The sequence below is a fragment of the Pseudooceanicola lipolyticus genome (assembly GCF_002786325.1).
GTDB classification, from domain to species: Bacteria; Pseudomonadota; Alphaproteobacteria; order Rhodobacterales; family Rhodobacteraceae; genus Pseudooceanicola_C; species Pseudooceanicola_C lipolyticus.
In genome coordinates this window covers 1-17102 of the sequence record NZ_PGTB01000083.1, presented here as the reverse complement: position 1 = coordinate 17102, position 17102 = coordinate 1, and the positions used below count along the sequence as shown (strand labels likewise).

Annotated in this window: 16 protein-coding genes; 8 read left to right on the top strand and 8 right to left on the bottom strand. The window is 64.1% G+C overall.

The genetic code is table 11. The features are described from left to right. The 7 genes from CVM52_RS16500 to mdh all read right to left on the bottom strand — a co-directional run. The coding region (locus tag CVM52_RS16500; protein WP_306372764.1) for a biotin/lipoyl-containing protein at positions 1-629 on the bottom strand (629 nt) is incomplete at its 3' end. Positions 630-632: 3 nt separating this feature from the next. Further along, a complete protein-coding gene (locus CVM52_RS16495) occupies positions 633-3596 on the bottom strand; it encodes a 2-oxoglutarate dehydrogenase E1 component (protein ID WP_100163570.1) in 2964 nt (987 codons plus the stop codon). Positions 3597-3701: 105 nt separating this feature from the next. Beyond that, the gene (sucD, locus tag CVM52_RS16490; RefSeq protein WP_100163569.1) at positions 3702-4583 is read right to left on the bottom strand and encodes a succinate--CoA ligase subunit alpha; all 882 of its coding nucleotides are present in this window, start codon (positions 4581-4583) and stop codon (positions 3702-3704) included. An 18-nt stretch (positions 4584-4601) separates the two neighbouring features. Continuing rightward, positions 4602-5651, bottom strand: a complete 1050-nt coding sequence (locus tag CVM52_RS16485; RefSeq protein WP_100163568.1) for a hypothetical protein — start codon at positions 5649-5651, stop codon at positions 4602-4604. Further along, a complete protein-coding gene (locus CVM52_RS16480) occupies positions 5651-6229 on the bottom strand; it encodes a hypothetical protein (protein ID WP_133119870.1) in 579 nt (192 codons plus the stop codon). Before CVM52_RS16480 ends, CVM52_RS16485 begins: the two co-directional genes overlap by 1 nt. Before the next feature lie 35 nt (positions 6230-6264). Then, the gene (sucC, locus tag CVM52_RS16475; protein WP_100163566.1) at positions 6265-7458 is read right to left on the bottom strand and encodes an ADP-forming succinate--CoA ligase subunit beta; all 1194 of its coding nucleotides are present in this window, start codon (positions 7456-7458) and stop codon (positions 6265-6267) included. A 275-nt stretch (positions 7459-7733) separates the two neighbouring features. Next, positions 7734-8696 carry a malate dehydrogenase gene (gene mdh / locus CVM52_RS16470; RefSeq protein ID WP_100163565.1) on the bottom strand — a complete coding sequence of 321 codons (963 nt, stop codon included), beginning with the start codon at positions 8694-8696 and terminating at the stop codon, positions 7734-7736. A 158-nt stretch (positions 8697-8854) separates the two neighbouring features. Here mdh and CVM52_RS16465 point away from each other — a divergent pair, with 158 nt between their 5' ends. Continuing rightward, positions 8855-9610, top strand: coding sequence for a sulfite exporter TauE/SafE family protein (locus tag CVM52_RS16465; RefSeq protein ID WP_100163564.1), 756 nt, complete (start codon positions 8855-8857; stop codon positions 9608-9610). A 19-nt stretch (positions 9611-9629) separates the two neighbouring features. Here CVM52_RS16465 and CVM52_RS16460 read toward each other — a convergent pair whose 3' ends face one another. Beyond that, positions 9630-9947 (bottom strand): hypothetical protein, encoded by a 318-nt coding sequence (locus tag CVM52_RS16460; RefSeq protein ID WP_100163563.1) that lies wholly within the window; start codon positions 9945-9947, stop codon positions 9630-9632. Positions 9948-10227: 280 nt separating this feature from the next. Here CVM52_RS16460 and CVM52_RS16455 point away from each other — a divergent pair, with 280 nt between their 5' ends. The 7 genes from CVM52_RS16455 to CVM52_RS16425 form a co-directional block, all read left to right on the top strand. Continuing rightward, the gene (locus CVM52_RS16455) at positions 10228-11082 is read left to right on the top strand and encodes an HpcH/HpaI aldolase/citrate lyase family protein (RefSeq protein WP_100163571.1); all 855 of its coding nucleotides are present in this window, start codon (positions 10228-10230) and stop codon (positions 11080-11082) included. Positions 11083-11121: 39 nt separating this feature from the next. Beyond that, positions 11122-11667, top strand: coding sequence for an NnrU family protein (locus CVM52_RS16450; RefSeq protein WP_100163562.1), 546 nt, complete (start codon positions 11122-11124; stop codon positions 11665-11667). A 4-nt stretch (positions 11668-11671) separates the two neighbouring features. Beyond that, the gene (locus tag CVM52_RS16445) at positions 11672-11875 is read left to right on the top strand and encodes a DUF1737 domain-containing protein (protein ID WP_100163561.1); all 204 of its coding nucleotides are present in this window, start codon (positions 11672-11674) and stop codon (positions 11873-11875) included. Beyond that, the gene (locus tag CVM52_RS16440) at positions 11875-12906 is read left to right on the top strand and encodes a MaoC family dehydratase (RefSeq protein ID WP_100163560.1); all 1032 of its coding nucleotides are present in this window, start codon (positions 11875-11877) and stop codon (positions 12904-12906) included. The genes CVM52_RS16445 and CVM52_RS16440 overlap by 1 nt, the downstream gene beginning before the upstream one ends. Before the next feature lie 226 nt (positions 12907-13132). Continuing rightward, positions 13133-15226 (top strand): 3-hydroxyacyl-CoA dehydrogenase NAD-binding domain-containing protein, encoded by a 2094-nt coding sequence (locus CVM52_RS16435; RefSeq protein WP_100163559.1) that lies wholly within the window; start codon positions 13133-13135, stop codon positions 15224-15226. Between the two features lie 28 nt (positions 15227-15254). Next, complete coding sequence (locus CVM52_RS16430) at positions 15255-16445, top strand: acyl-CoA dehydrogenase family protein (RefSeq protein WP_100163558.1); 1191 nt, start codon at positions 15255-15257, stop codon at positions 16443-16445. Between the two features lie 5 nt (positions 16446-16450). After that, positions 16451-17102: acyl-CoA dehydrogenase family protein (locus tag CVM52_RS16425; protein WP_205964974.1), on the top strand; the 652-nt coding region annotated here is incomplete at its 3' end.

Sequence of the window (17102 nt, the reverse complement as noted above, 5' to 3'; positions counted from 1 at the left end):
GAGGCGGAGGCAGCGGCGGGCTGGGCCGCGGTTTCGGCCTTGGCGGCGGGGGCCGGGGCGGCACCGGCGCCATCGCCCGAGATCACGCCGAGCTTGGCCTTGGCATCGACGGTGGTGCCTTCAGGTGCGGTGATTTCGGCAAGCACGCCGGCCACCGGCGCCGGCACCTCGACGCTGACCTTGTCGGTTTCCAGCTCGCACAGCATCTCGTCCTGCGCGACCGTGTCGCCGACCGCCTTGAACCAGGTCGACACCGTCGCCTCGGTCACCGATTCCCCCAGGGTCGGCACCATCACATCGGTGCTGCCGCCACCGGATTTTGCCTTGGCTTCGGGGGCAGGGGTGTCCTGTTTTTCCGCCTTGGCGGCGCCGTCCTTGGCCGGTTTTGCACCGCCCTCGGATATCGTTGCCAGCAGCGCATCGACGCCCACGGTGTCACCTTCGGCGGCGACGATTTCGCCCATCGTGCCGGCTGCGGGGCTGGGCACCTCGACGGTCACCTTGTCGGTTTCCAGCTCACACAGCATTTCATCCACGGCTACGGAATCGCCCGGCTTCTTGAACCAGGTTGCGACGGTCGCCTCGGTCACGGATTCGCCCAGCGTCGGGACACGGACTTCGGTGGTCATAGTTTACTTTCCTTCGATGGTCAGCGCTTCGTCAACGAGCGCTTGTTGCTGTGCCTTGTGCTGGCTGGCGAGCCCGGTGGCGGGCGAGGCCGAGGTGGCGCGGCCGACATAGACCGGGCGCTTGTGCTTGGCGTTGATACGGTTCAGCACCCATTCGATATTGGGCTCGATAAAGCTCCAGGCGCCCTGGTTCTTGGGCTCTTCCTGGCACCAGATCATCTCGGCCCCCTTGAACCGTTCCAGCTCCTTGACCAGCGAGATCGCCGGGAAGGGATAGAACTGCTCGATCCGGATCAGGTAGATGTCGTTGATGCCCCGGGCATCACGCTCTTCCAGCAGGTCGTAATAGACCTTGCCGGAGCACATCACCACGCGCTTGATCTTCTTGTCGGCGACCAGCTGGGTGTCGGAATTGCCCTTTTCGGCATCATCCCACAGCACCCGGTGGAAACTGGATCCGGTGGTGAACTCTTCCTTGGTGGACACCGCCAGCTTGTGACGCAGCAGCGATTTCGGCGTCATCAGGATCAGCGGCTTGCGGAAGGACCGGTGCAGCTGGCGGCGCAGGATGTGGAAATAGTTCGCCGGCGTGGTGCAATTGGCGACGATCCAATTGTCCTGGCCGCACATCTGCAGGAACCGTTCCAGCCGGGCCGAGCTGTGTTCGGGGCCCTGGCCCTCGTAGCCATGCGGCAGCAGGCAGACCAAGCCCGACATCCGCAGCCATTTGCTTTCGCCCGAGGACACGAACTGGTCGAACATGATCTGGGCGCCATTGGCAAAATCGCCGAACTGCGCCTCCCACAGCACCAGGGCGTTGGGTTCGGCCAGCGAATAGCCGTATTCAAAGCCCATCACCGCGTATTCCGACAGCATCGAGTCGATGACCTCGTAGCGTGCCTGGCCCTCGCGGATGTTGTTGAGCGGATAGAACCGCTCTTCGGTGTCCTGGTTGATAAAACCGGAATGGCGCTGGCTGAAGGTGCCGCGGGTGGAATCCTGCCCGGCCAGACGCACCGGATAGCCCTCGGTCAGCAGCGAGCCGAAGGCCAGCGCCTCGCCGGTGGCCCAGTCGATGCCCTTGCCGGTCTTGATCATCTCTTTCTTGGCGTCGAGGATCCGGCCCACCGTGCGGTGCAGCGGGAAGCCTTCGGGCACCCGCAACAGCGCATTGCCGACCTGGTCGAAGGTCTTCTTGGTGATCGCGGTTTCGCCGCGGACGTATTCTTCCTTGTTCTTGTCCAGATGCGACCAGCGCCCGTCCAGCCAATCGGCCTTGTTGGGTTTGTAATCCTTGCCGGCTTCGAATTCCTCGTTCAGATGCGCCTGGAACGCGGCCTTCATATCCTCGATCTCGCCCTCGGGGATCAGCCCGTCGGCGACCAGCCGCTCGGTATAGAGGCTGAGCGTGGTCTTGTGGGTCTTGATCCGCTTGTACATGATCGGGTTGGTGAACATCGGCTCGTCGCCTTCGTTATGCCCGAAGCGGCGATAGCAGAAGATGTCGAGCACCACGTCCTTGCGGAACTTCTGGCGGAACTCGGTGGCCACCTTGGCGGCATGCACCACCGCCTCGGGGTCGTCGCCGTTGACGTGGAAGATCGGCGCCTCGACCATCAGGGCGATATCCGTCGGATAGGGCGAGCTGCGCGAGAAATGCGGCGCGGTGGTAAAGCCGATCTGGTTGTTGACGACGATATGCATGGTGCCGCCGGTGCGGTGACCGCGCAGGCCCGACAGGCCGAAACATTCCGCCACCACGCCCTGGCCGGCAAAGGCGGCATCGCCATGCAGCAGCACCGGCAGAACCCCGGTGCGGTCGGGATCGTTCAGCTGGTCCTGCTTGGCCCGCGCCTTGCCCAGAACCACCGGGTTCACCGCTTCGAGGTGGCTGGGGTTGGCGGTGAGGCTGAGATGCACGATATTGCCGTCGAATTCGCGGTCCGACGAGGCGCCGAGGTGGTATTTCACGTCGCCCGAGCCGTCGACGTCATCGGGCTTGAAGCTGCCGCCCTGGAATTCGTTGAAGATGGCGCGATAGGGTTTCTGCAGCACGTTGGCCAGAACCGACAGGCGGCCGCGATGCGGCATGCCGATCACGATGTCCTTGACGCCCAGGGCGCCGCCGCGCTTGATGATCTGCTCCATGGCCGGGATCAGGCTTTCGCCGCCGTCCAGGCCGAACCGCTTGGTGCCCATGTATTTGACATGGAGGAACTTTTCAAAGCCCTCGGCCTCGACCATCTTGTTCAGGATCGCCTTGCGCCCCTCGCGGGTAAAGCGGATTTCCTTGTCAAAGCCTTCGATCCGTTCCTTCAGCCAGCCGGCCTCTTCCGGGTTCGAGATATGCATGTATTGCAGCGCGAAGGTGCCGCAATAGGTCCGCTTGACGATCTCGACGATCTGCCGCATCGGCGCGACCTGCAGGCCCAGCACGTTGTCGATAAAGATCGGGCGATCCATGTCGGCATCGCCAAAGCCGTAGGTTTTCGGATCCAGCTCGGGATGCGGGGTCTCGTCGCGCATGCCCAGCGGGTCGAGATCGGCGGCAAGATGGCCGCGGATTCGGTAGGCGCGGATCAGCATCAGCGCGCGGATCGAATCCAGCACCGCCTGCTTGACCTGTTCATCGGTGACCCGCGCGCCGGTTTCGGCGGCCTTGGCGAGGATCTTCTCGCCGGCGGCCTTCATTTCGTCCGGGGCCGCAGCCCAGTTGCCGGTCAGGGCGCCGGTCAGGTCGTCATCGGGCATCGGCGGCCAGTCGGGGCGCGCCCAGGACGGGCCCTTGGCTTCGGCCTTGACGTCCAGCTCGGCATCGCCCAGCGCCTTGAAGAAGTCGGCCCAGGCGGCATCGACCGCCCCCGGATCGCCCGCATATTGCGCATAAAGCTGTTCGAGATAGGCGGCGTTCGCGCCCTGCATGAAGCTTGAGGCATGGAACTGCGAGTTCGGGGATTGGTCGGTCATCGTGGGTCTCCTGATGGGTCCCGTTGTTCCTGTCGTGATCCGGCGCTCGCCCGGATCCTCCCATTCTGATTGTGGCGCCCCGGGCTCATCCCGGGGCGCCCGGTGTTATCCGATCGCCTTGACCACGGCCTCGCCCAGCCCGGCGGGGCTGTCGGCCACCACGATCCCGGCGGATTTCATCGCCTCGATCTTGTCTTCGGCGCCGCCTTTGCCACCGGCGACGATGGCACCGGCATGGCCCATGCGACGGCCCGGAGGGGCGGTGCGGCCGGCAATGAAACCGGCGGTCGGCTTCCAGCGGCCCTTTTTCTTCTCCGAGGCGAGGAATTCGGCGGCGTCCTCTTCGGCCGAACCGCCGATCTCGCCGATCATGATGATCGCCTCGGTCTCGTCATCGGCCAGGAACCATTCCAGCACGTCGATATGTTCCGTTCCCTTGATCGGGTCGCCGCCGATGCCCACGCAGGTGGACTGGCCAAGACCCACGTCGGTGGTCTGTTTCACCGCTTCGTAGGTAAGCGTACCCGAGCGCGAAACGACACCCACTTTGCCGCGTTTGTGGATATGGCCGGGCATGATGCCGATTTTGCAGGCATCGGGGGTGATCACGCCGGGGCAGTTCGGCCCGATCAGCTTGGATTTGGAATCGATCAGCGCCCGCTTGACCTTCATCATGTCCAGCACCGGGATGCCCTCGGTGATGCAGACAATCAGTTCCATCTCGGCGTCGATCGCCTCCATGATCGAATCCGCCGCGAAGGGGGGCGGCACGTAGATCACGGTTGCGTTCGCCTCGGTCACCGCCTTGGCCTCGTGCACCGAGTTGAAGACCGGCAGGTCCAGATGCGTCTGTCCACCCTTGCCGGGAGTCACGCCGCCAACCATCTTGGTGCCATAGGCGATGGCCTGCTCGGTATGGAAGGTGCCCTGCGAGCCGGTCAGACCCTGGCAGATCACTTTGGTGTTTTCGTCGATGAGTACGGCCATTTCCGGTCCTTGCTTCTGCTACATGCTCAGTCTGATTGAGGTGCCGCCGGCGGAGTCGCAGGCGGCGGGATTCAGGATCTCCATTTCGATCCGCTTGGAGGGCGCGGCGATGGTCAGCCCCGCGCATCCGGTATAGTAAGACCCGGCCACGCCGTCCTGAACGGCTCCGGGAAAAAACTGCTCGGCTACGGCGCGCCCGGCGCTCTGCGCCTGTTCATAGCTGACGGTTTTCGAGCTGACGTAGCACATCGGCGAGGGGGTTTCGAAAATGACCCAGCCCTCGATGCCCGGTGCCGTGAAATCCTTGGTGTCGTGGATCTGGCTCGGGGTCATGGAGTACCCGGCCTGCTGCAACGCCGTCACGATGGCGGACCCGCTGTGATTGTGTTGCAGGCAGAGCGCTGTCGCGAGTGTGAAGTTCTGCAACGCGTCGCCGGATACGGAATTCGCGATTGCAACCGCGGGAGCGGTCTGCGCCGGCGCCGGTTGCGCCTGCTGGGCGCTGCCCTGAAGTGCACTCACCGTCTGAGGCGAGACTCCGGCAAAAGACAATCCCACAACCGCACCTGTACCTGGCGCGGAATAGCTCAACAGCTCGGCGGTATGTGAAAGTCCGCCAATGACATAACGCCGGCTCATTCCCTGGCCGAGGGCCGCCGACCCGATTGAGCCCAACCGCCCGCTGGCGGCGAAACGGTCAACGGCGGCATCTGCGTCAGCCTGTGTCAGATCCGGTCCGAACGCGATGCAATGGGCATTCCCATCCGCGCCAACCAGACGGATCTCCATCGACAAGCCGAAGCCGGCCTCCTTGCGATCCAGCCGCCAAATGCCAGCCGATACCTCCGAGGGAACCCATCCGAAACTGTCGGCTGCTGCCACCGAATGCGCGAGATCGGCGGCACGCTCGACGGGGCGCACCTCGCCCACCGATTGCAGGCATTGCATCAGCGCGTCTCCCGCCTTGAAGACGGCCGCGTTCTGCGCAAGTGCCGGCACGACGGGCAGTGCCAGAGACACTGCCAAGGACGCCAGCCAGCGACGGGAGGGAATACGCCGGGCCAGCATCAGTTGCCGCCCTCGATGAAATAGAGGCCGTTCAAATGAAAGCCGCCCGCGTGGGCACTGGCATAGATGAAGGCATCGCGCCCGCCCATCGGGGCGGTGATCGCAAAGATGTTGTTGGCGAAATCATAGCCGTGGCCGTCCGGCATGGCGCGCATGCCGTCCATCACCGCGCCGCCCTTGATCCAGCTGCCCGGCTGGCTGGCAACATAGGCGCGCAGCGCTTCGGCGGTCGCGCTGCCATCGGCCTCCAACATGGCCTGAGAGAGGTCCAAGACCGTATGATTCACTTCGCAATAGACCGCGATGCGCCCCGGAATGCCCAGGAACTCGACCATCCGGAACAGATCCTGCTCCTGGCGCAGCGCCACCACCACCGCGCCGTCCGGGCTGGAGTCGACCTGGATGGTGCCATCGGCGCTGACCGTCGGATGCGCATCCAGGAAGCCCTGCGGGTCGGTCAGAGCGCTGCCGCACATCTCCAGATAGCTCTGCCATCCGCGCGCCACGGCAGAGGCCATGTCCTGCGCCGGCAAGGCGGCAGGAAGCATGGCGAATGCGATGGCGGCGAGATGTCTCATGCTCTACCCGGACCGGGGCCAGCGGCGCCCTGGTGTCAGCCCTTCACTGCCTTCACGATTTTCTCGGCACCGTCGCGCAGGTCGTCGGCGGCGATCACGTCCAGGCCGGACCCGGCGATGATCTCTTTGCCCTTCTCGACATTGGTGCCTTCCAGGCGCACCACCAGCGGCACTTTCAGGCCGACCTCTTTCACCGCGGCGATCACGCCCTCGGCGATCACGTCACAGCGCATGATGCCGCCGAAGATGTTGACCAGGATGCCCTTCACGTTCGGGTCCGAAGTGATGATCTTGAACGCCTCGGTCACCTTCTCCTTGGTGGCGCCACCGCCGACGTCAAGGAAGTTGGCCGGTTCGGCGCCGTACAGCTTGATGATGTCCATCGTCGCCATGGCCAGGCCGGCGCCGTTCACCATGCAGCCGATTTCGCCGTCAAGTGCGATATAGTTCAGGTCGTATTTCGACGCTTCCAGCTCTTTCGGGTCTTCCTCGGTGGTATCGCGCAGATCGGCGATGTCGGAATGGCGATAGATGGCGTTGCCGTCGAAACCCAGCTTGGCGTCCAGCACTTTCAGAGTGCCGCCGTCGGTGACGATCAGCGGGTTGATCTCCAGCATCTCCATGTCCTTCTCGACGAAGGCTTTGTAGAGCAGGCCCATCAGGTTGACGCATTGTTTCACCTGCGCGCCGGTCAGACCCAGGGCAAAGGCGACGCGGCGGCCGTGATAGGGTTGATACCCGGTGGCCGGATCAACCGAGAAGCTGAGGATCTTTTCCGGGGTCGAGGCGGCGACCTCTTCGATGTCCATGCCACCTTCGGTCGAACAGACAAAGGAAATGCGGCTGGTCACGCGGTCGACCAGCAGTGCCAGGTACAGCTCGGTCTCGATGCCCGAGCCATCCTCGATATAGATGCGGTTAACCTGCTTGCCCGCCGGGCCGGTCTGATGCGTGACCAGGGTGCGGCCCAGCATCTTCTTGGCCTCTTCGGCGGCCTCTTCGACCGATTTCGCCAGGCGCACGCCGCCTTTTTCGCCGGCATCGGCTTCTTTGAACGTCCCCTTGCCGCGGCCACCTGCATGGATCTGCGCTTTGACCACCCAAAGCGGTCCGTCAAGCTCTCCTGCTGCGGTCTTGGCTTCGTCAGCCTTGAGCACGATGCGGCCGTCGGAAACCGGCGCGCCATAGCTGCGGAGGAGGGCCTTGGCCTGATATTCGTGGATGTTCATAAAAACCGTCCCGTCTCTTGCGATATCTGAGGGGGCTATACGCCCGTACCCCTATCCGGGTTAAACGGTTTTTTGCGTCGTTACATGCCTTTTAAGTAAAAAAACGACATTTGTGATCACACGTTGAAAAGCTGTGATCACATTGATCGGCGGCTATGCGCTGACGCCCTCGAAATCATCGTCAGCCATCCCGGGTTCGAATCGCAACTGGGCCCCGAAAACGCATCAGGGCGCCGAATTCGGCGCCCTGTTGTGGTGATTTGCACTGTGCGGTCTTAGCTCAGCGAGCTGTCGATGCCCTTGCAGGCCTCGACCAGGCCTTTCACCGCGTTGACCGAATTGTCGAACATCGCCTGTTCGTCCTTGGTCATCTTGATGTCGATGATGCGCTCGATGCCGCCGGCGCCGATCACCGTGGGTACGCCCACATACATGCCCTTCAGGCCCAGCACGCCATCGCAATAGGCGGCACAGGGCAGCACGCGCTTCTGATCCTTCAGATAGGCTTCGGCCATCTCGATGGCCGAGGTCGCGGGCGCATAGAAGGCCGAGCCGGTTTTCAGCAGGCCAACGATCTCGGCGCCGCCGTCACGGGTGCGCTGGATGATGCCGTCCAGTTTTTCCTGCGTGGTCCAGCCCATCTTGACCAGGTCGGGCAGCGGGATGCCGGCAACGGTGGAATAGCGCGCCAGCGGCACCATGGTGTCGCCATGACCACCCAGCACAAAGGCGGTGACGTCTTTCATCGACACGTCGAATTCCAGGCTGAGGAAGTGGCGGAAGCGGGCCGAATCCAGCACGCCAGCCATGCCGCAGACCTTTTCATGCGGCAGGCCCGAAAATTCGCGCAGTGCCCAGACCATCGCATCCAGCGGGTTGGTGATGCAGATCACGAAGGCGTCGGGGGCGTTCTTGGCGATGCCCTCACCGACCGATTTCATCACTTTCAGGTTGATGCCCAGCAGGTCGTCGCGGCTCATCCCCGGCTTGCGCGGCACGCCGGCGGTGACGATGCAGACATCGGCCCCGGCGATATCCTCGTAGGACTGGGTGCCCTTCAGCGCGGCATCGAACCCTTCGGAGGGGCCGGATTCGGCGATGTCGAGCGCTTTGCCCTCGGGGATGCCCTCGGCGATGTCAAACAGGACGACATCACCCAGTTCCTTAAGCGCGGCGAGATGCGCAAGCGTGCCGCCAATCTGACCTGCGCCGATCAGCGCGATTTTGGGTCTGGCCATTGGATTTTTCTCCGGTCCGATGAATTTTCCCGTTGCCTAGAGCCTTCGGACGCCGCGCGCAAGCATCTGTCGTCTGCCGGAAATGCGCCCGGACTCTCTGTTGCCGAAGTTATCCATGCGCTAGAGCGGGAACAAGGAATCAGGGCAGGACGGGCAGAATGCTGGAAATGAATGCGTCCTTTTTCGCCGTTACCGGGGCCGCGGTGCTGTTTGCCGGTGTGTCCAAGGGCGGATTCGGATCCGGGGCAGCCTTTGCCTCTTCGGCGATTCTGGCGTTGTTCCTGCCTCCCGGCTTGGCGCTGGGGATCATGCTGCCGCTGCTGATGCTGATCGACCTGGCAACGCTCGGGCCGTATTGGAAAACCTGGCATTGGCCAACCGCCAGGCTGCTGGTGCTGGGAGCGGTTCCGGGCGTTGTGCTGGGCGCGGCGATCTATCGTCTGGCCCCTCCCGACCTGATCCGCCTGCTGATCGGGACAATCGCGCTGTCCTTCGTGTCCTGGCAGGTCGCCCAGCGATCCGGATGGATCAAGCTCCGCGCGCAGAAATTGCCCGCCGGGGCGGGCGTGGGGGCCGGCGCGGTGGCGGGGTTCACCAGTTTCGTCAGCCATGCCGGCGGCCCGCCGGTTGCCGTCTTCCTGCTGTCGCAGCGGCTGGAAAAGACCCAGTTCCAAGGCACCACGGTTCTGGTGTTCTGGGCGATTAATGCCTGCAAATTCGTGCCTTATGCCTTTCTGGGCCTGTTCACCAAACAGACCGCCCTGGTCGATATTGCACTGGCGCCTTTTGCCCTGCTTGGCACTTGGCTGGGCGTGCTGGCGCATCGCTGGGTCTCCGAACGGCTGTTTTTTTCGCTCACCTACGTGATGCTGACGCTGGCCGGGTTGAAGCTGATCTGGGAAGGGCTGACCTAGCGGCACCGCGGCGCCGGTTTCAGGCGTCTTCCTCGCGCGGCGGCAACGCCTCGGCCAGTGTCTCGAAGGATTGGCCCGACGCAATCAGGCACGTCACGCCGTTGGGCATGGTCACCGTGATCGTCCAGGTGCCGGTATCGGTCGAGGCAAAGGTTTCGATCACCGCGCCGCGCGCGCCCAGCCCGATGCTTTGCCGGGTTTCGCCATAGCCTTCGGCCAGCTTGGCGATGACGATGGGGCGCGGGGCGCAATTGCGGTTCTGCTGCGCGTTGGCCGGGGTGAACAGGCTGGTGCTGATGGCCAGCGCCGCCGCGACAGGAAGGAAGGTCTTGGTCATGGAAACTGCCCTTTCGATGGTTTGCCGGGCCGGGTGGGCAGACCGGAGGGCCCGGTGCGCCGGGCCGGCTGGCCCGATATCTGTCAGAGGCCGGATCCGCCGCTGTTGTCACAGTTCGCGATCCGCGCAGAAACTTTGCCCAACTAGTGCTGAGGATTGGTTAACGGTGCGTCCGGCGCAGGTCGCGCCGGCCCCCATGCCGCATTGCAGCGATTCGCCCTTGAACTTTCCGTAAAAAAATGCCCCTTGGTTGCGCAACAATATGACCGAGGAGATCGAAATGGACCCCCGCTTCCGCCCCTACCGATCGGTGCTGTATATTCCCGCCTCGAAACCGCGGGCGTTGGACAAGGCGCGGGGGCTGCCGGTGGATGCCATCATCTTCGACCTCGAAGACGCGGTTTCCCCCGAGGAGAAAACCGCCTCGCGCGGTATTCTGGCCGAGGCGCTGGCGCAGGGCGGCTATGGCAACCGGGCGCGGATCGTGCGGATCAACGGGTTGGACACCGAATGGGGCCGCGCCGATGCCGAGGCGGTGGCCAAAATGGAGGCCGACGCGGTGTTGTTACCCAAGGTCGACGGCCCCGCCGATCTGGACGAACTGGCCGAGATCACCGGCGATCTGCCGATCTGGGCGATGATGGAAACGCCGCTTGGGATGCTGAACGCCGCCGCGATTGCGGCGCATCCCAAATTGCAGGGCATGGTGATGGGCACCAACGACCTGGCCAAGGAACTGAACGCGCGCTTTCGCGCCGACCGCCTGCCGATGCTGACCTCGCTGGGCCTGTGCCTGCTGGCCGCCAAGGCGCATGACCGGGTGATCGTCGACGGCGTCTACAATGCCTATAAGGACGAGGCCGGTCTGGCCGAGGAATGCGCACAGGGGCGCGACATGGGCTTTGACGGCAAGACCCTGATCCATCCCGCGCAGGTCGACGGCGCCAACACCGCCTTTGCCCCGTCCGAGGCCGAGATCGACCTGGCCCGCCGGCAGATCGCCGCCTTTGACCAGGCCAAGGCCTCGGGGCAGGGGGTTGCCGTAGTCGATGGGCGGATCGTGGAAAATCTCCATGTCGAAACCGCGCAAAAGACGCTGGCCAAGGCCGAGGCCATTGCAGCGCTGGGCGGTTAAGTGCAATGTGAACGAGATTAACATAGCCAGGGGGCCGGGATGATTCTTCTCGTTCTGGGCGTACTGCTTTGGGCAGGCGCACATTTCTTCAAACGAATAGCACCGGCGCGCCGCGCCGCGATGGGCGAGCCTGGCAAGGGCGCGGTATCGCTGGCGCTGGTTGCTGCGGTGCTGCTGATGATCTTCGGCTATCGCATGGCCGAAGGCGCTTTTTTCTGGGGCCGCAGCCCGGCGCTGACCGGCATCAACAACCTGCTGATGCTGGGCTCGGTCTATCTGTTCGCGGCGGCGGGGATGAAAACCCGTGCCGCCCGGATGCTGCGCCATCCGCAGCTGACCGGATTTGCGCTGTGGTGCGCCGCGCATCTGCTGGTCAACGGCGACACGCCGTCTTTCGTGCTGTGGGGCGGTCTGCTGATCTGGGCCCTGCTGGAAATGGCGGTGATCAACCGCGCCGAACCGGTCTGGACCCCGCCCGCACCGGCACCCGCCCGCAAAGAGATCATGGCCGTTGTCGGCGCGGTCGTGGTGTTTGCCGCGATTGCGGCGGTTCACATCTGGCTTGGCTACAACCCGTTTGGATGACTCAATGAAACTCTACCGATTTCTCAGCGAAGACGACACTTCGGCCTTTTGCCACAAGGTCACCAAGGCCCTGAACCAGGGCTGGGAGCTCTATGGCGAACCGACCTATGCCTTTGATGCAGCGAATGGAATCATGCGCTGCGGACAGGCGGTGGTGAAAGAGGTCGAGGGCACCTATGCGCCCGAGATCAAGCTGGGAGACTACTGATGGCCAAGACCAATCCGGGCCGGTTTTTCGAAGATTACCAAGTGGGTCAGGTGCTGCATCACGCGGTGCCGCGCACCGTGAAGATGGGCGAGCGCGCGCTGTATCACGCGCTCTATCCGGCGCGGCATGCGCTGTATTCCTCGGACCAGTTTGCGCAGGCCTGCGGCCTGCCGTTCAGCCCGCTGGACGATATGGTCGCCTTCCACGTGGTGTTTGGAAAAACGGTGCCGGATGTGTCGCTGAACGCGGTGGCCAATCTCGGCTATGCCGAGGGCCGCTGGCTGGCGCCGGTCTGGCCCGGCGACACGCTGCGCTCGGAATCCGAGGTGATCGGGCTCAAGCAGAATTCCAATGGCAAGACCGGCGTGGTCTATGTGCGCACCCGCGGCATGAACCAGCATGACGAGGTGGTGATGGAATATTGCCGCTGGGTGATGGTGCGCAAATCCAACCTGGACGCACCCGCGCCCGAAACCGTGGTGCCCGACCTGGCCAAGGTGGTGCCGGCCGATCAGCTGGTGCTGCCGCAGGGGCTGGATTTCACCGGTTATGATTTCACCCTGGCAGGCGAACCGCACCGGCTGGGTGATTACGAGATCGGCGAAAAGATCGACCATGTCGATGGCGTGACCATCGAAGAGGCCGAACATATGCTGGCCACCCGCCTGTGGCAGAACACGGCCAAGGTGCATTTCGACGCCACCTTCCGCCCCGATGGCCAGCGGCTGATCTATGGCGGCCACGTGATCTCGATGGCGCGCGCGCTGTCCTTCAACGGGCTCGCCAATGCGCAGATGGTGGTCGGCCTGAACGGCGGCGCCCATGCCAATCCCTGTTTCGCGGGCGACACGGTCAAGGCCTGGTCCGAGGTGCTGGACAAGGCCGAAACCATAGCCCCCGGCGTCGGCGCGATCCGGCTGCGGCTGGTGGCGACCAAGGGCGGGGAACCCTTCGCGTTGAAGGGCGATGATGGCAAATACCTGCCCGAGGTGCTGCTGGATCTCGACTATTGGGCGCTGATGCCGGTGTGATCCGCGGCGTCTTTGCCAGGGCAAGGCGGTCTCCCTTTTTTGCGCGCGTCTAAGGCTCGGGCCGCTGTTCGGCGGCACCGAAACCGGCGTGGCTGCCGGAACGGTTGCCCTTGCCGAAAATGTGTGGAATAGAATTCCGCATTTCGGAAAGTCGTGCGCGGCCGCTGGTTCGGCCCCCGGCACGGTGCAAGGCCGCCGCAGCGGCGTGAATTTGGGGAGAGGTCTGATGCCGGAAGCCATCGCATATGAACGCCAGGGCGATATCGCCATCCTGAAGGCGCAGAATCCGCCGGTCAACGCGCTGGGTCTTGATATGCGCAAGGGGCTGGTTGACGGGATCGCGCGGGCCGAGGCCGATGACGGCGTCAAGGCGGTGCTGATCTATGGCGATGGCCGGACCTATTTCGCCGGGGCCGATATCCGCGAATTCGGCAAGACCCCGCAAGAGCCCTATCTGCCCGATGTCTGCAACCGGATCGAAGCCTCGCCGCTGATCGTGGTCTCGGCGATGCATGGCACCGCCTTGGGCGGCGGGCTGGAGATTGCGCTGTCCAGCCATTACCGCATCGCCGTGCCGTCGGCCCGCATGGGTCTGCCCGAAGTGCATCTGGGCCTGATCCCCGGCGCCACCGGAACGCAGCGCCTGCCGCGCCTGACCGGGGTGGAAAAGGCGATCGAAGTGATCACCTCGGGCCGTCAGATCGGCGCGAAAGAGGCGCAGAGCCTCGGCATCATCGACCGTGTTGCCGAGGGCGAGCCGCGCGAAATCGGCTTGGCCTATGTGCAGGACCTGCTGGACAGCGGGGCAGAGCGGCGCGCGGTCAGCGAATTGCCGGCGCCCCAGCCCATCGATTTCGATGCCGCCTACGAGGCGACGCTGAAGAAAAGCCGCGGCCAGCTGTCCCCGGCCTATGGCGTGCGCGCGGTGCAGGCGGCGTGTGAATTGCCCTTTGCCGAGGGCGTCGCCGAAGAGAGGCGGCTGTTCATGGAACTGATGGGCACCGATCAGCGGCAAGGCATGATCCACGCATTTTTCTCGGAACGCGCCGTGGGCAAGCTGCCCGAGCTGGACGGGGTCGACCCGCGCCCGATCAACGCCATCGCCGTCATCGGCGGCGGCACCATGGGTGCAGGGATCGCCACCTCTGCCCTGCTGGCGGGATTGCCGGTGGTGTTGCTGGAAATGACGCCCGAGGCGGCGGAGGCCGCACGCAAGCGGATCGAGGGCAATCTGGGCGGCGCGCTGAAACGTGGCAAGCTGAGCCAGGAAAAATTCGATGCCCTGACCCAGACGGCGCTGACCCTGACCACCTCTTATGACGACTTGAAGGATGTCGACCTGGTGATCGAGGCGGTGTTCGAAGAGATGGGGGTCAAGAAAAAGGTCTTTGCCGAGCTGGACCGCGTCTGCAAGCCCGGCGCAGTGCTGGCGTCGAACACCTCTTATCTGGATGTCGATGAAATCGCCGCCTCCACCACGCGCCCGGGCGATGTGCTGGGGCTGCATTTCTTCTCGCCCGCCCATGTGATGAAGCTGCTGGAAATCGTGGATGCGGACAAGACCGCCCCCGAGGTGCTGGCCACCGGCTTTGCCCTGGGCAAGCGCATGGGCAAGATTTCGGTCCGCGCCGGGGTCTGCGACGGCTTTATCGGCAACCGCATTCTTAAGACCTATCGCACCGCCGCCGATCACATGGTGCTGGACGGGGCCAGCCCCTATCAGATCGACAAGGCGCTGACCGATTTCGGGTTCGCCATGGGCCCCTATGCGGTGGCCGACCTGGCCGGGCTCGACATCGGCTGGGCTACGCGCAAGCGCCTGGCGCCCACCCGCGACCCGCGCGAACGGGTGCCCTCCTATATGGACAAGCTGTGCGAGGACGGCCATTTCGGTCAGAAGACCGGCAAGGGCTATTATATCTACGAGGCCGGCAAGCGCGCCGGCGTGCCCAACCCCGAAGTGACCAAGCTGATCGAAGCGGAACGCGCCGAACTGGGCCTCAGCCCGCGCGACTTTACCGACGACGAGATCATCCGCCGCTATATGGCGGCCATGGTCAACGAGGCCGCCAAGGTGGTGGGCGAGGGCATCGCGCGCCGTCCGCTGGACGTCGATATGGTCAAGCTGTTCGGCTACGGCTTTCCGCGCTATCGCGGCGGGCCGTTGAAATGGGCCGACCTGCAGGGGCTGCCGGCGCTGCTGGACGATATCAAGTCCTATGCCCGCGAAGATGAGTATTTCTGGCAACCCGCCCCGCTGTTGGAACAGCTGGTGGCCGAGGGAAAGACATTCGATGATCTGAACAAAGCCGCGGGCTGACCGTGGCCCCGGTCCGGGGGAGGAACTTATGGACCTGAACTATACCGCCGAGGAAACCGCGTTTCGCGAGGAGGTGCGCGCGTTTCTGCAAGAAAAACTGCCCAGGGACCTGGCGCAGAAGGTCAGGCAGCGTAAGGAACTGACCAAGGCCGATATGGAAGGCTGGCACGCCACGCTGAACCAGAAGGGCTGGCTGGCGCCGAACTGGCCGAAGGAATATGGCGGCGCCGAATGGAACGCGGTGCAAAAGCATATCTTCGAAGAGGAATGCGCCCGCGCCGGCGCGCCGCGGATCGTGCCCTTCGGATTGAGCATGCTGGCGCCGGTGCTGATTAAATTCGGCTCGCAACAGCAGAAGGATCACTATCTGCCCCGCATCCTCAACGGCGACGACTGGTGGTGCCAAGGCTATTCCGAGCCGGGCGCGGGGTCCGACCTGGCTTCGCTCAAGACCCGCGCGGTGCGCGAGGGCGACCACTATATCGTCAACGGGCAGAAAACCTGGACCACGCTGGGCCAGCACGCCAACATGATCTTCTGCCTCGTGCGCACCGATCCGGAGGTGAAACAGCAAGAGGGCATTTCCTTCCTGCTGATCGACATGAACTCGCCGGGCATCGAGGTGCGCCCGATCATCCTGCTGGATGGTGTGCACGAGGTGAACGAGGTGTTCTTCGACAACGTCAAGGTCCCGGTCGAGAACCTGGTGGGCGAAGAGAACAAGGGCTGGACCTATGCCAAATACCTGCTGACCCATGAACGCACCGGCATCGCCGGGGTGGGGTTCAGCCAGGCCGGGCTGGAAAGCGTGAAACGCATCGCGCGGGCCGAGTCGGCCAATGGCAGGCCGCTGATCGAGAACCCGCATTTCGCGGCGCGGCTGGCCCGGGCCGAGATCGACCTGATGGCGCTGGCCACCTCGAACCTGCGGATCATCTCGCAGGCCGCCGCCGGGCAGGCGCCGGGGGTGGAAAGCTCGATGCTCAAGGTCAAGGGCACCATCATCCGGCAAGAGATCAACGACCTGGCGCGGCGCGCCGTCGGGCCCTATGCCATGCCGTTCCCCTCGGAATCGGTCGAGGGCGACAATGACCCGGTCGGACCGGAGTATGCCGGGCCGGTTGCGGCGGGCTATTTCAACAACCGCAAACTGTCGATCTTCGGCGGATCGAACGAGATCCAGCGCGGGATCATCGCCAAGATGAAGATGGGAGGCTGACCGGAATGGATTTCAACCTGACCGAAGAACGCCAGATGTTGCAGGACACGCTGCGCCGCTACCTGTCCGACAAGTATGGCACCGAAACCCGCAACACGATCATCGACAGCGAACCGGGGATGAGCGGCGAGATCTGGACCGGCCTGGCCGAACTGGGGGTGCTGGGCGCCCTGTTCACCGAAGCGCAGGGCGGTTTCGGCGGCCAGGGCTTTGACATCTCCACCGTGTTCGAGGAACTGGGTCGCGCCGGTGTGGTCGAACCGGTGCTGGACACCGCGGTGCTGGGCGGCGGGTTGCTGGCCGAGCTGGGCGATGACGCCCAGCGCGGGCTGGTGGAACAGGTGATCGGCGGCACGCTGCACCTGGCGCTGGCCCATGGCGAACCGGCCAGCCGCTTTGACCTGTCGCGCGTCGAAACCACCGCCCGCCGCGACGGCGACGGCGTGGTGCTGGACGGCCGCAAGGCGGTGGTCGTCAATGCCGAGGCGGCGGGATACCTGATCGTCTCGGCCCGCGAAAGCGGCCAGATCTTTGACCGCGACGGTATCTCGCTGTTCCTGGTGCCCGCGGATGCCGCGGGGCTGACCCTGCGCGGCTATCCGATGTTCGCCGGGGGCCGCGCCGCCGAGGTGACGCTGGACGGCGTCGCGCTGCCCG

What these genes read in the sequence shown, in the direction of transcription:
- CVM52_RS16440 (WP_100163560.1), top strand. Translation starts at nt 11,875, where the DNA reads ATGGCCAAGACCAATCCGGGCCGGTTTTTCGAAGATTACCAAGTGGGT.
- sucC (WP_100163566.1), bottom strand. Translation starts at nt 7,458, where the DNA reads ATGAACATCCACGAATATCAGGCCAAGGCCCTCCTCCGCAGCTATGGC.
- CVM52_RS16460 (WP_100163563.1), bottom strand. Translation starts at nt 9,947, where the DNA reads ATGACCAAGACCTTCCTTCCTGTCGCGGCGGCGCTGGCCATCAGCACC.
- mdh (WP_100163565.1), bottom strand. Translation starts at nt 8,696, where the DNA reads ATGGCCAGACCCAAAATCGCGCTGATCGGCGCAGGTCAGATTGGCGGC.
- CVM52_RS16480 (WP_133119870.1), bottom strand. Translation starts at nt 6,229, where the DNA reads ATGAGACATCTCGCCGCCATCGCATTCGCCATGCTTCCTGCCGCCTTG.
- CVM52_RS16455 (WP_100163571.1), top strand. Translation starts at nt 10,228, where the DNA reads ATGGACCCCCGCTTCCGCCCCTACCGATCGGTGCTGTATATTCCCGCC.
- sucD (WP_100163569.1), bottom strand. Translation starts at nt 4,583, where the DNA reads ATGGCCGTACTCATCGACGAAAACACCAAAGTGATCTGCCAGGGTCTG.
- CVM52_RS16435 (WP_100163559.1), top strand. Translation starts at nt 13,133, where the DNA reads ATGCCGGAAGCCATCGCATATGAACGCCAGGGCGATATCGCCATCCTG.
- CVM52_RS16495 (WP_100163570.1), bottom strand. Translation starts at nt 3,596, where the DNA reads ATGACCGACCAATCCCCGAACTCGCAGTTCCATGCCTCAAGCTTCATG.
- CVM52_RS16465 (WP_100163564.1), top strand. Translation starts at nt 8,855, where the DNA reads ATGCTGGAAATGAATGCGTCCTTTTTCGCCGTTACCGGGGCCGCGGTG.
- CVM52_RS16445 (WP_100163561.1), top strand. Translation starts at nt 11,672, where the DNA reads ATGAAACTCTACCGATTTCTCAGCGAAGACGACACTTCGGCCTTTTGC.
- CVM52_RS16485 (WP_100163568.1), bottom strand. Translation starts at nt 5,651, where the DNA reads ATGCTGGCCCGGCGTATTCCCTCCCGTCGCTGGCTGGCGTCCTTGGCA.
- CVM52_RS16430 (WP_100163558.1), top strand. Translation starts at nt 15,255, where the DNA reads ATGGACCTGAACTATACCGCCGAGGAAACCGCGTTTCGCGAGGAGGTG.
- CVM52_RS16450 (WP_100163562.1), top strand. Translation starts at nt 11,122, where the DNA reads ATGATTCTTCTCGTTCTGGGCGTACTGCTTTGGGCAGGCGCACATTTC.